Genomic DNA, 12,294 nt, shown 5'->3' on the forward strand with positions numbered 1-12,294 from the left:
AGGAAGCATCAGAACAACATGTAGCGCGTAGGGCGGGTGCAACCCGCCTCAGTATTGAAGGGGTACTCAGGCTCGGGCCTTGAAGCTGCGGCCAATGGCCTCGACACCGGGCTGATAGTCGTTGTGTTCCACCGCCCGAAGCGTCCAGGCCAGCACACGCTCGGCGATACGTTCGTGCTGCTGGCTCATGGCATTGACCCGCAGTGGCAGAAAGTCCAGCAACTGGGTATCGCCGAAGGTGGCCAGGCGCACTGCTGGCCATTGCTCGTCGCCCTGCTCGCGTAGCGCATCGAATACGCCTTCGAGCAGCACGTAGGCGGTGGTCAGCAAGGCATCCGGCGGGCCGACTTCATTCATCAGCGTCTGCATCTCCCGGTAACCGCAGGCGCGGCTGAACAGCTCGCCGTGATAGACGCTGACGCGTCCGTCGAAACCAGCCAGCGCGGCATGGAAACCACGCTCGCGCGCCTGGCTGATGACCAGTTCCGCACGGGCGCCGAGCAGGGCGATATGCCGTGGCTTGGGTTTCAGCAGGCTTTCGGTCAGGGTGCGCCCGGCCTGCTCGTCATCGCTGACCACCGAGCGGATGTGCGTAGGTGACAGGGCCCTGTCCACCGCCACGACCGGCAGGCCGGCAGCGACGATGGCGGGATACAGCGGGTCATCGGCAGGCAGGCAACTGGCGACGATCAGCGCTTCGCAGCGGCGCGAGCGGAACAGCTCGAGCAACTGCCGCTCGCTGCTCGGATCATCGTCTGAGCTGGCGATCAGCAACTGATAGCCGGCGGCGCGGGCCTTCTGTTCGAGCAGCTTGGCCAGGCGCGCGTAACTGGGGTTCTCCAGATCCGGCAGGATGAAGCCCAGGCAGCGGCTTTGCCCGCGGCGCAGACTGGCGGCCTGCTGATCCGGGCGATAGCCATGTTCTTCGACCACCGCCAGTACCTTGGCCACGGTCGCAGGGCTGATGCGCCGACGTTCGGCCTGACCGTTGATCACGTAGCTGGCGGTGGTCACCGAGACCTGCGCCAGGCGGGCGATGTCGCTGAGTTTCACGGGCGCAGCACCATGCAGAGAAGAGGTTTCGAGCGTGTGAGCGCGGCGAGTCTACACCGACTCGACGACGACCGGGCTTCAAGGATTACCCATTATCGGATAAGGTGCCAGCGTTTGATGAATCGTTTCAGCAATTCAATTCATCAGCTAGTCTTGAAGGTGTTTGGGTGGTGTAAATGAGCGCCGAGTCCTGAACACCTTTTTCAATCAGAACAAGAATCCAAGCCGGAGGCACCCATGCTCGAACTCGATGCCAGCCAAATTCAGATGGGCCGGGCGGCGGCGAACAAGGGCGAAGCCCTGGCCATGCTCGGCGATGCGTTGGCCAGTGCCGGCCTGGCCACTCCGGCTTACCTCGATGGCCTGCAGGCTCGCGAAGCTCAGGGTTCTACCTTTCTCGGCCAGGGCATCGCCATCCCCCATGGCACGCCGCAGACCCGCGATCAGGTATTGCGTACTGGCGTCAGCCTGATCCAGTTTCCGGCTGGAGTGGATTGGGGCAATGGCCAGCAGGTCTACCTGGCCATCGCCATCGCCGCTCAGTCCGACGAGCACCTGCACCTGCTGCAATTGCTGACCCGCGCCCTGGGCGAGGGTGACCTGAGCCAGGCGCTGCGTGAGGCCCGCGAGCCGGCGCAGATACTCGACCTGCTGCAGGGCGCACCACAGGCGCTGGCATTGGACGGCCAACTGGTGGCGCTGGCGCAGCCTGCCGAAGACTTCGACGAATTGCTCTGGCAGGGCGCGCGCCTGTTGCGTCAGGCCGGCTGCGCCCGTAGCGGTTTCGCCCTCGGGCTGGCACGTGGCGAGCCGCTGCCGCTGGGCGATGGCCTGTGGTGGCTGCACAGCGAGGCCAGCGTCGAACGGCCAGGCCTGGCCTTCGTCACCCCAGCGCAGCCGCTGAGTTTTCGTGGTGAAGCGCTGCGTGGTCTGTTCTGCCTGGCCAGCCAGGGTGAGGCGCATCGCCAGGCGCTGGAGCGTCTGTGTGATGTACTGATCGGTGGTCGGGCGGCGGCGTTCAGCGAAGCCAGCGATAGCCGCCAGGTGATCGAGGCGCTGGGCGGTGAGGTGCCGCCGGACTGGCCCAGTCTCAGCGTGCCACTGCTCAATGCCCATGGTCTGCACGCACGTCCGGCCAAGGTGCTGAGCGAGCTGGCGCAGGGCTTTGCCGGTGAGATCCGTGTGCGCCTGTTTGGCGACGCGGGCGCCGGAGTCTCGGCCAAGAGCCTCAGCCGCCTGCTGGCGCTGGGCGCGCGGCGTGGTCAGATGCTCGAGTTCAGCGCCGAACCGGCGCTTGCCGACAGCGCTCTGCCGGCCATTCGCGCGGCGCTGGAAAGTGGTCTGGGCGAAGCGGTCGAACCGCTGAGTGAAGCGTTGCCTGAAGTGGCGGCGCAGCTTGAACCGATTGAAGCGGTCGCTCCGGTTGCCGGCAGTCGCTTGCTGGCCGTTGGCGCCTCGCCCGGCATCGCCATGGGGCCGGCGCTGCTGCGTACGCCACCGACCTTTGCTTTCGCTGAGCAAGGTCAGGGTGTCGAGCAGGAGCGCGCGCGTCTGGAGGCGGCCCTGGCGGCTGTCACCGCGCAGATTCAGCGCCTGGTCGATGGCGCCGGTGTGGCGAGCATTCGCGAGATTTTCAGCGCTCACCTGGCCATGCTCGCCGATCCGGCGTTGCGCGAAGATGTCGAGGCCCGCCTAGGCAAGGGCGCGAGCGCCGAGGCGGCCTGGCAGGTCGAAGTCGAGGCGGCGGCCAAGCGTCAGGAGGCCTTGCATGACCCATTGCTGGCCGAGCGTGCGGCAGACCTGCGGGATATTGGCAATCGTGTGCTGGCGCACCTCTGTGGCGTCGAGTTGCCCAGTGAGCCGAACGAGCCCTACATCCTGGTGATGGCCGAAGTCGTGCCGTCGGACGTCGCTGGTCTCGACCGCCAGCGTGTCGCCGGTATCCTCACCGCGCGTGGTGGTGCTACCGCGCACAGCGCGATCATCGCTCGCGCCCTGGGCATTCCCGCTGTGGTCGGTGCCGGCGATGGTGTGCTGGCATTGGCGCAAGGCACGCCGCTGCTGCTCGATGGTGACAGTGGCCTGCTGCGCGTCGCCCCGGATGCAGCCGAGCGTGATCAGGCGCTGCATGAGCGTGAAGTAGCGCAGCAGCGGCGTGAGCAGGCGCATGCCGAGCGTTTCAGCGAGGCGCAGACCCGTGACGGTGTGCGCGTGGAAGTGGCTGCCAATATCGGCGCCAGTGGCGAAACCGCCGACGCGGTGGCGCTGGGCGCGGAAGCAGTGGGCCTGCTGCGTACCGAGCTGGTGTTCATGGAGCATGCCCAGGCGCCGGATCACGCTGCGCAGGAACGCGAGTATCGGCGTGTGCTCGATGCATTGGAGGGGCGTCCGTTGGTGGTGCGCACGCTGGATGTCGGCGGTGACAAACCCCTGCCTTACTGGCCGATGCCGGCTGAGGAGAACCCTTTCCTTGGTGTACGTGGCATTCGCCTGAGCCTGCAGCGCCCGGAGATTCTGGAAACCCAACTGCGCGCCTTGCTCGCCTCGGCCGATGGCCGCCCGCTGCGGATCATGTTCCCCATGGTCGGTTCGGTGGAGGAGTGGCGTGCGGCGCGTGACATGGTGCAGCGCCTGCGTGAAGAGATCGAGGTGCGCGACCTGCAGGTCGGCATCATGATCGAAGTGCCCTCGGCAGCACTGCTGGCACCCGTGCTCGCACGCGAGGTGGACTTCTTCAGCATCGGCACCAATGACCTGACCCAGTACTGCCTGGCCATCGACCGTGGTCATCCGCAGTTGTCGGCACAGGCCGATGGCCTGCATCCCGCCGTGCTGCGCCTGATCGAAATGACCGTGACCGCTGCTCATGCGCAGGGCAAGTGGGTCGGCGTTTGTGGCGAGCTGGCCAGCGACCGCCTGGCCGTGCCGCTGCTGGTGGGGCTTGGCGTGGACGAACTGAGCGTGACGCCACGCTCGATCGGCCTGGTCAAGGCGCGCGTGCGTGAGCTGGACAGCCGCCAGGCGCGAACCCTGGCGGATCGTGCGCTTACCCTGGACAGTGCCAGCGCCGTGCGTGCGCTGGTCGCGGAGATGCACTGATGGCCCGAATCCTGACCCTGACCCTGAACCCGGCGCTGGATCTGACGCTGCGCCTCGACCGCCTGCAGCCCGGTGCGATCAACCGCTGCCATGAGCTACGCAGCCACGCGGCCGGCAAGGGCCTGAACGTCGCCCAGGTACTGGCCGACCTGGGCCACAGCCTGAGCGTCGGCGGCTTTCTCGGGCGCGCCAATGCCGCGCCGTTCGAAAGCCTGATGCACAAGCGCGGCTTTCACGACCTGTTCGTCCGTGTGCCGGGCGAGACGCGCAGCAACATCAAGCTGGCCGAAACCGACGGCTGCATCACCGACCTCAACGGCCCCGGCCCGCAGGTCGAGGTCGAACACCTGCAACACCTGGAAGAGGAGCTGGAGCCGCTGCTAGCCGGGCATGATGCCGTGGTGGTAGCCGGCAGCCTGCCGCGTGGCGTTACCCCGCAGTGGTTCGCCGGTTTGCTGCGGCGACTCAAGGCCAGTGGCGTACCCCTGGCAGTGGACAGCAGCGGTGCGGCTTTGCAGGCGGCCCTGGGCGTCGCCCCCTGGCTGATCAAACCTAACGAGGAAGAGCTGACCGAGGTGTGCGGCAGCGATCTGCCTGCCGCCGTGCAGACGCTGCGTACGCAGGGTATCGAGCACGTGCTGTTGTCGCGCGGGGCGGCTGGCGTCGACTGGCACGGCCCGGACATCGCCCTGCGCGCCATACCGCCACGTGTCGAGGTTGCCAGCACGGTCGGCGCCGGTGACTCGCTGCTGGCGGCCAGCCTGCACGGCCTGCTCGAGGGCTGGCCAGCCGAGCGCACCTTGCGCCTGGCCACGGCGGTGGCGGCGCAGGCGGTCACCCAGATTGGCTTCGGCATCCATGACCGTGAGCAACTGGCCCGTCTTGAAGCGGCCGTGCACTTGCACCCCATAGAAGAATAAGAGGCACCCATCATGAATCTGCTGATCGTCACTGCCTGCCCCAATGGCCAGGTCACCAGCGTGCTGTGTTCGCGCCTGTTGCAGGCTGCTGCCGAGCGCCTGGGCTGGCAAACCCGTGTCGAGGTGCACGACGCGCGCGCGATTGGTTCGCCATTGAGCGAGGCGCAGATCGCTGCAGCCGACTGGGTGCTGGTGGTCAAGACCGGTGAGCTGCCGTTGAGCCGCTTTGCCGGCAAGCGTCTGTTTCAGGCCACGCCGGCCGAGGCACTGGCCGATCCGCAGCGTTTTCTGCGTGAGGCCGCCGAGCGTGCTCAGCCCTATGGTGAAAACAGCGAGCCCGTCCCGAGCGGGCGTCGTCGACTGGTCGCGGTCACTGCCTGCCCGACCGGCGTAGCGCATACCTTCATGGCCGCCGAAGCGCTGCAACAGGCGGCGCTGCGCATGGGCATCGAATTGCAGGTGGAAACCCGCGGCTCGGTCGGTGCGCGCAACCTGCTCGACGATGCGGCAATCGATGCGGCTGACGCCGTCCTGCTGGCCACCGATATCGAGGTCGACACCAGCCGCTTCGCCGGCAAGAAGGTCTACCGTTGCGGCACTGGTGTGGCGCTCAAGCAGCCGCAACAGACGCTGGAGCGCGCCTTGAGCGAGGCGCGCCCGCTGAGCGAGGCCGCGCCAGCCGAAGGCAAGGCCGCGCCCAGTAGCAGCGAGAAAGCCGGCCCCTACAAGCACCTGCTCACCGGCGTTTCCTACATGCTGCCGATGGTGGTGGCGGGTGGGCTGTTGATCGCGCTGTCGTTCGTCTTCGGGATCAAGGCATATGAGCAGGAGGGCACGTTCGCCGCCGCGCTGATGCAGATCGGTGGCGACGCCGCATTCAAGCTGATGGTGCCGGTACTGGCCGGCTATATCGCCTATTCCATCGCCGACCGTCCGGGACTGGCGCCAGGAATGATCGGTGGACTGCTCGCCAGCTCACTGGGCGCCGGTTTCATCGGCGGTATCGTCGCTGGCTTCATCGCCGGCTATTCGGCCAAGGCCATCGCCCGCTGGGTGCGCTTGCCGGACAGTCTGGAGGCGCTCAAGCCGATCCTGATCATCCCCCTGCTGGCCAGCCTGATCACCGGTCTGGCGATGATCTACGTCGTTGGCAGCCCCGTGGCCGGTGTGTTGCAGTCGCTCACCCAGTTCCTCGACAGCATGGGCAGCACCAATGCCATCCTGCTTGGCGCGCTGCTTGGCGGCATGATGTGCGTGGATCTCGGTGGGCCGATCAACAAGGCGGCCTATGCCTTCTCGGTCGGCCTGCTGGCGTCGAGCAGCTACGCACCGATGGCCGCGACCATGGCCGGAGGCATGGTGCCGCCGATTGCCATGGCCATCGCCACCGTGCTGGCGCGGCGCAAGTTCGCCCAGAGCGAGCGTCAGGCAGGCAAGGCGGCCGGGGTACTGGGCTTGTGCTTCATCTCCGAGGGGGCGATTCCCTTCGCCGCGAAGGATCCGTTGCGGGTGATCCCGGCCTGTATCGCCGGTGGTGCGCTGACCGGCGCACTGTCGATGTACTTCGGTTGCAAGCTGATGGCTCCGCACGGAGGCCTGTTCGTGCTGCTGATTCCCAACGCCATCAACCACGCGCTGCTATACCTGCTGGCCATCGTTGCCGGCAGTCTGCTCGCCGGCGTGCTCTACGCGCTGATCAAACAGCCCGAGGCGCAGCCATTGGCGGTCGAGGCGCAATGAGCGCACGCCCCTGTTGCTCGGTTACACTGAGTTGAACAGCGCCTGGGAAGTAGGAGTCTGTTGAGTGAGCCAGGCGCCAATGCGCAGCGCTGGATCATCGTCGACTTCTTGGCGCAGTCGCCCTCACAAAGAAAGGATCTTTTGTAGATGACTCAAGTTCTCGCGCATCGCTGGCGCTTCTTCCGTGCCGGCGGCTTCGACCAGGTGCAACTGGAAACCCCCGCCGACCTTGCCGCCCTGCGCGGTCTGGATCAGAAACTCTGGGCCAGCCTGGCCTGCCCGGTGAACAACCTGGAGCTGGATCGGCGCATGCTGCAGTACATCGACCTGAACAAGGACGGTCGTATTCGCGCGCCGGAAGTGCTCGACGTGGTCGATTGGACACTGGCGCGCCTGCGCGATCCCGCCGTGCTGTTTCAGGACGGCCCGCTGTTGCTGACCTCGCTCACCGACGATGCCGAAGGTGCCCGCCTGCGCCTGGCTGCACAGCGTCTGTTGGGCGTGCTCGGGCGTCCTGACGCCGAGAGCCTGACGCCGGCCGATACCGCTGATCTGGCGTTGCTGTTCCCGCCTCACGAATCCAATGGCGACGGCCTGGTGCCGGCCAGCATGACCGATGATGCCGAACTCAAGGCCGCCATCGCCGACATCATCGCCTGCCTGGGCGCGCAGACCGATCGCAGTGGTGAGCCCGCCATCGGTGCCGAGCAGATCACCGCTTTCTTCGACCAGGCGCGCCAGCTGCACGCCTGGCACGCGCGTGCCGCTGAACAGGGGCTGGATGCATTCGGTGAAGGCACGGTAGCGGCGGTCGAAGCGCTGAGCGCCGTGCGTGCCAAGATCGACGATTATTTCACCCGTGTGGCCATGGCCGAGTTCGACCCGCGTGCCGCGGCCCTGATGAACGCCAAGGAAGAAGAGCTGGTGCGTCTGGCGTCGCTGTCATTGGCCGATGCTGGCGAGGTGGCCGGCCTGCCCCTGGCGGTGGTGCAGCATGGCGACGAGCTGCCGCTGCACAAGGGCCTCAATCCGGCTTGGCAGGGTGCCGTCGACGAGTTCCGCCAGCGTGTGGTGGTGCCGGTCTATGGCGAGCAGGACAGCCTGTCGCGCGAGCAGTGGCAGCACCTGGTTGCACTGTGCGGCAACTACCTGGCCTGGCGCGCCGAGACGCCGGCCGTGGCGATTGCCGAGGTACTGGAGCGCGGACGCATTCTCGAACTGGTGGAGCAGGGCGCCGAGGCGCGCCTGCTGGCGCTGGTCGAGGAAGACAAGGCGGTGGCCGAGGCTGCCGATGGCCTGGTCGAGCTGGACAAGCTGATTCGCCTGCGTCACGGCCTGGTCAAGCTGCTGCGCAACTTCGTGTCCTTCCAGTGCTTCTATGCCCGCCAGGAGAAAGCGGTATTCCAGGCTGGCGTGCTCTACATCGACGGCAAGAGCTGCGAGCTGGCGGTGGAAGTTGGCGATGTCGAGGCCCATGCCAAGGTCGCGGCGGCCAGCGACTGCTTCCTGCTCTACTGCGCCTGCACCCGCCGCGGTGAGCCGGTGCGCGGCAAGGAGACGCTGAACATCGTGGTGGCAGTGACGGCCGGTAGCGAGGGCGATCTGCAGGCTGGTCGCCATGGCCTGTTCTATGACCGTGAAGGCAACGACTGGGATGCCGTGGTGGTCAAGGTGGTGCAGAACGCCATCAGTATCCGTGAGGCGTTCTGGTCGCCTTACCGGCGTATCTCCAGCCTGGTTTCCGATCAGGTACAGAAACTGGCGGCCAGTCGTGACGCTGACATGGTCAGCAAGACCGCGGCCAAGGTTGGTGAAACCGGAGCAGCGCCTGGAGCAGCGCCGGCACCTGCGTTCGATATCGCCAAGTTCGCCGGTATCTTCGCTGCCATCGGCCTGGCGGTCGGTGCGCTAGGGACGGCGCTGGCGGCGGTGGTCACGGGGATTCTGTCGTTGGCCTGGTGGCAGGTTCCGCTGCTGCTGCTCTGCGTGCTGCTGGCCATCTCCGGGCCGGCCATGCTGCTGGCCTGGTTCAAGCTGCGTCGCCGTAGCCTGGGGCCGATTCTCGACGGCAACGGCTGGGCGGTGAATGCCCAGGCCCGTATCAGCATTCCCTTCGGCACTGCGCTCACGCAAATGGCGGAACTGCCCAAGGGCAGCGACCGCGCGCTGCGCGATCCTTACGCCGAGAAACCGCTGGTATGGCCGTGGATACTGGCGCTGCTGCTGGCGTTGGGCCTGGGCTACTACGCCTGGAGCCAGGGTGTGTTTAGCCCGCAGCCAGAGGCACCGGCCGAAGCGGCGGAGCCCGTTCAGGACGCTGCGCAGTAGGTGCTTGTCTCCCCTCTCCCGCTTGCGGGAGAGGGGCATCCGACAACGCCGAGTCATCTGTATCACTCTCTCCCCATCCCTCTCCACTAGGCGTGCCCCCAATAAATGGGAGAGGGGGCCGTCCGTGCCAAGGCGCGACTAATCGTTCGCCTGCCGACATGTGTCAGTCAATCACCTCAACCAGCCGGTAGGGCGTACTCGGTTTTGGCGTTCTGGCACGGCCTGCATGTTTGGTAGGGCGCCCCGATCCGCCCTACATGCTGGGTTCTTGTAGGAGCGGCTTCAGCCGCGAAAGCTGTTCGTGGCTGAAGCCACTCCTACGGGTTGGAATGCTTAGCCGGCCTGCCCTTTGCGTATTGGCGGGTTTCACACGCCCTACGTTCTCTCTCTGCCGGCCAATAGCTCCGCGACCCAGCGGGGCAGCTGCTCGGTGGCCGGGCCATAGCGTTTTTCCGCGAACAGCGAATGGCCCTGGCTGGGCTCCAGATTGATCTCCAGGGTATGCGCGCCCGCGCGACGCGCCTGTTCGACGAAACCGGCAGCCGGGTAGACATGACCCGAGGTGCCGATGCTGACGAACAGCTCGCACTGCTCCAGCGCGTCGTAGATGCGTTCCATGTGATAGGGCATCTCACCGAACCAGACGATATCCGGACGTAGCGTGCCCTTCAGGCCGCAGCAGGCGCACGCCTGTTCGACCGGCATGTCGTCCAGCAGCGGAAAACGCTGCTGGCTATTGCTGCACAGCATCGACTGCAACTCGCCGTGCATGTGCAGCAAGCGCCTGGAGCCGGCGCGTTCATGCAGGTTGTCGACGTTCTGCGTGACCAGCAGAAACTCGCCCTGCCAGCCAGCCTCCAGCTCCGCCAGGGCCAGATGCCCGGCGTTGGGAGCGATGGCCGGGTCACGCAACTGGGCGCGACGCATGTCGTAGAAACGCTGCACCAGCGCCGGATCACGGGCGAAACCCTCGGGGGTGGCCACCTCTTCGATGCGGTGTTCTTCCCAGAGTCCATCAGCGGCGCGGAAGGTGCGGATGCCGCTCTCGGCGGAGATACCGGCGCCGGTGAGTATGACGATATTGGGATGGGGCATGGCGGCTCCGAAGCAGGTCTGCATTGCGGTAACTCTAAGCCAATTGCCAATCCGTAGGGTGTGCCGCGCGCACCTAGCCTCGACGATTGGCGACTATCGGTTGCAGTCACCGCGAGCAAGGCCGGCAGGCTCTCTGTCGATGCGCCATGCTCCCTGAGCTTGGACGTGGCAGGTTCAGGTAAACTGCGCGCCTGTTTCCTTCTGATTCGGTTACCCCATGACCTTCGCCTCTCTTGGCCTGATCGAGCCGTTGCTGCGCACGCTCGCCGACCTCGACTACCAGACCCCGACTCCGGTGCAGAGCCAGGCGATTCCCGCCGTGCTCAAGGGCCGCGACCTGATGGCCGCGGCGCAGACCGGCACCGGCAAGACCGCCGGCTTCGCCCTGCCGTTGCTGCAACGCCTGACCCTGGAGGGGCCGCAGGTGGCGAGCAACTCGGTGCGCACGCTGGTGCTGGTGCCGACCCGCGAGCTGGCCGAGCAGGTGCTGCAGAGCTTTTTGAGTTACGGCCAGAACCTGCCGCTCTCCAGCTATGCGGTGTACGGCGGGGTCAGCATCAATCCGCAGATGATGAAGCTGCGCAAGGGCGTCGATGTGCTGGTGGCCACGCCGGGCCGGTTGCTCGACCTGTACCGGCAGAACGCGGTGAAATTCAGCCAGTTGCAGACCCTGGTGCTCGACGAAGCGGATCGCATGCTCGACCTCGGTTTTGCCCGTGAGCTGGACGAGCTGTTCAGCGCGCTGCCGAAAAAGCGCCAGACCCTGCTGTTCTCCGCCACTTTCTCCGATGCCATCCGGCAGATGGCCGGCGAACTGCTGCGCGACCCGCTGTCGGTGGAAGTCAGCCCGCGCAACGCGGCGGCCAAGAGTGTCAAGCAGTGGCTGATCCCGGTGGACAAGAAGCGCAAGGGCGAGCTGTTCCTGCACCTGCTGCAGGAAAAACGCTGGGGCCAGGTGCTGGTGTTCGCCAAGACCCGCAAGGGCGTCGATCAGCTGGAGCAGGAACTGCTGGCCATCGGCGTCAGCGCTGACTCGATTCACGGTGACAAGCCGCAGCCGAGTCGCCTGCGCGCCCTGGAGCGTTTCAAGGCCGGCGAGGTGCAGGTGCTGGTCGCTACCGACGTGGCCGCTCGGGGGCTGGATATCGATGACCTGCCGTTGGTGGTCAACCTCGACCTGCCGATCAACGCCGAGGACTATGTGCATCGCATCGGCCGAACCGGTCGCGCGGGTAGTACGGGCGAGGCGATCTCGCTGGTCTGCGCCGACGAAGTCGACCAGTTGGCGGCTATCGAGAACCTCACCCAGCAGTTGATCAAGCGTGTCGACGAGCCCGATTTCATTCCGGATCACCGCGTACCACTGACGGCGGTCGGCGGCCAGGTACTGAAGAAACCGAAGAAGCCCAAGCAGAAGCTGATTCCCGGTGCGGGCAAGGCGGGTGGCAAGGGCAACATCCACCTCGGTCGCTGGTTCGAGGAAGAGGATGCCAAACCCAAAGCCAAGGCGGTACGCAAGGTGCCGAGCTTCGGCAGCAAACCCAAGGGCGGAAAAAAGTAGGGTGCGCCATGTGCACCGAACTCAGAAGAGGTTGACTGGTGCGGACGGCGCACCCTACGGCTTAGCGGATCAAGCCTGTGCCGCCACCGCCGCCGCGGTCATGTCATAGATCACCAGGCACACATGTTCCACCGGCTGGCCAGCCAGCGGCAGCACGGTGACGTTCTGGTACATGAAGTCGGCCTGGCCGGTGATCGGCTGGTAGCTCTTGAAGCGCATCAGGTACGGCCGCTGCTGCCACAGGCTGAAGGCGCGGGTGCCCAGTTGCACCACGCTTTCCACCTTGCGCTCCAGCCAGGGCCGGTCGATGTCGGGGAACAGCTCGAACAGCGAGCGCCCCTGTACCTGATCCGGGCCCAAACCGGAGTGGTTTTCCATGAAGGCGTTCCACACCTCGACGTGATACTGGCGGTCGAGCACCACCACGCCGACGTCGATGCATTGCACGATGTCGAGCAGCCAGTGAACTTCCTTGATATCGATCTGCGCGGGCATGGC

At 65.9% G+C, this 12,294-nt stretch carries 8 protein-coding genes; 5 read left to right on the forward strand and 3 right to left on the reverse strand.

Annotation, left to right across the window (positions count from 1 at the left end):
• Positions 1-66: 66 nt before the first annotated feature.
• On the reverse strand, positions 67-1,053 hold the full coding sequence (cra, locus tag HS968_RS04155; RefSeq protein WP_182370280.1) for a catabolite repressor/activator: 987 nt from the start codon (positions 1,051-1,053) through the stop codon (positions 67-69).
• 237 nt (positions 1,054-1,290) lie between these two features.
• Between cra and ptsP the strand changes: the two genes are divergently transcribed.
• The 4 genes from ptsP (at position 1,291) to HS968_RS04175 (ending at position 9,140) form a co-directional block, all read left to right on the forward strand.
• Positions 1,291-4,152: a phosphoenolpyruvate--protein phosphotransferase gene (gene ptsP / locus HS968_RS04160; protein ID WP_182370282.1), complete on the forward strand. Its 2,862-nt coding sequence runs from the start codon at positions 1,291-1,293 to the stop codon at positions 4,150-4,152.
• Positions 4,152-5,072 carry a 1-phosphofructokinase gene (gene pfkB / locus HS968_RS04165; RefSeq protein WP_182370284.1) on the forward strand — a complete coding sequence of 307 codons (921 nt, stop codon included), beginning with the start codon at positions 4,152-4,154 and terminating at the stop codon, positions 5,070-5,072. Before ptsP ends, pfkB begins: the two co-directional genes overlap by 1 nt.
• A 12-nt stretch (positions 5,073-5,084) precedes the next feature.
• Positions 5,085-6,812 (forward strand): fructose-specific PTS transporter subunit EIIC, encoded by a 1,728-nt coding sequence (locus tag HS968_RS04170; RefSeq protein ID WP_182370286.1) that lies wholly within the window; start codon positions 5,085-5,087, stop codon positions 6,810-6,812.
• Between the two features lie 147 nt (positions 6,813-6,959).
• Complete coding sequence (locus HS968_RS04175) at positions 6,960-9,140, forward strand: hypothetical protein (RefSeq protein WP_182370287.1); 2,181 nt, start codon at positions 6,960-6,962, stop codon at positions 9,138-9,140.
• Positions 9,141-9,515: 375 nt separating this feature from the next.
• Here the strand turns inward: HS968_RS04175 and cobB are convergent, their stop codons facing one another.
• The gene (gene cobB / locus HS968_RS04180; protein ID WP_238338910.1) at positions 9,516-10,235 is read right to left on the reverse strand and encodes a Sir2 family NAD+-dependent deacetylase; all 720 of its coding nucleotides are present in this window, start codon (positions 10,233-10,235) and stop codon (positions 9,516-9,518) included.
• 217 nt (positions 10,236-10,452) lie between these two features.
• Between cobB and HS968_RS04185 the strand changes: the two genes are divergently transcribed.
• Positions 10,453-11,796: a DEAD/DEAH box helicase gene (locus tag HS968_RS04185; protein ID WP_182370291.1), complete on the forward strand. Its 1,344-nt coding sequence runs from the start codon at positions 10,453-10,455 to the stop codon at positions 11,794-11,796.
• Between the two features lie 69 nt (positions 11,797-11,865).
• Here the strand turns inward: HS968_RS04185 and HS968_RS04190 are convergent, their stop codons facing one another.
• The gene (locus tag HS968_RS04190; RefSeq protein WP_179622607.1) at positions 11,866-12,291 is read right to left on the reverse strand and encodes a PAS domain-containing protein; all 426 of its coding nucleotides are present in this window, start codon (positions 12,289-12,291) and stop codon (positions 11,866-11,868) included.
• Positions 12,292-12,294 lie beyond the last annotated feature (3 nt).

The sequence above is a fragment of the Pseudomonas berkeleyensis genome (assembly GCF_014109765.1).
In the GTDB taxonomy this organism is placed as follows: domain Bacteria; phylum Pseudomonadota; class Gammaproteobacteria; order Pseudomonadales; family Pseudomonadaceae; genus Aquipseudomonas; species Aquipseudomonas berkeleyensis.

Excerpts from the sequence above, each read along its gene's own strand:
- ptsP (WP_182370282.1), top strand. The coding sequence starts at position 1,291 with ATGCTCGAACTCGATGCCAGCCAAATTCAGATGGGCCGGGCGGCGGCG.
- pfkB (WP_182370284.1), top strand. The coding sequence starts at position 4,152 with ATGGCCCGAATCCTGACCCTGACCCTGAACCCGGCGCTGGATCTGACG.
- HS968_RS04170 (WP_182370286.1), top strand. The coding sequence starts at position 5,085 with ATGAATCTGCTGATCGTCACTGCCTGCCCCAATGGCCAGGTCACCAGC.
- HS968_RS04175 (WP_182370287.1), top strand. The coding sequence starts at position 6,960 with ATGACTCAAGTTCTCGCGCATCGCTGGCGCTTCTTCCGTGCCGGCGGC.
- cobB (WP_238338910.1), bottom strand. The coding sequence starts at position 10,235 with ATGCCCCATCCCAATATCGTCATACTCACCGGCGCCGGTATCTCCGCC.
- HS968_RS04185 (WP_182370291.1), top strand. The coding sequence starts at position 10,453 with ATGACCTTCGCCTCTCTTGGCCTGATCGAGCCGTTGCTGCGCACGCTC.
- HS968_RS04190 (WP_179622607.1), bottom strand. The coding sequence starts at position 12,291 with ATGCCCGCGCAGATCGATATCAAGGAAGTTCACTGGCTGCTCGACATC.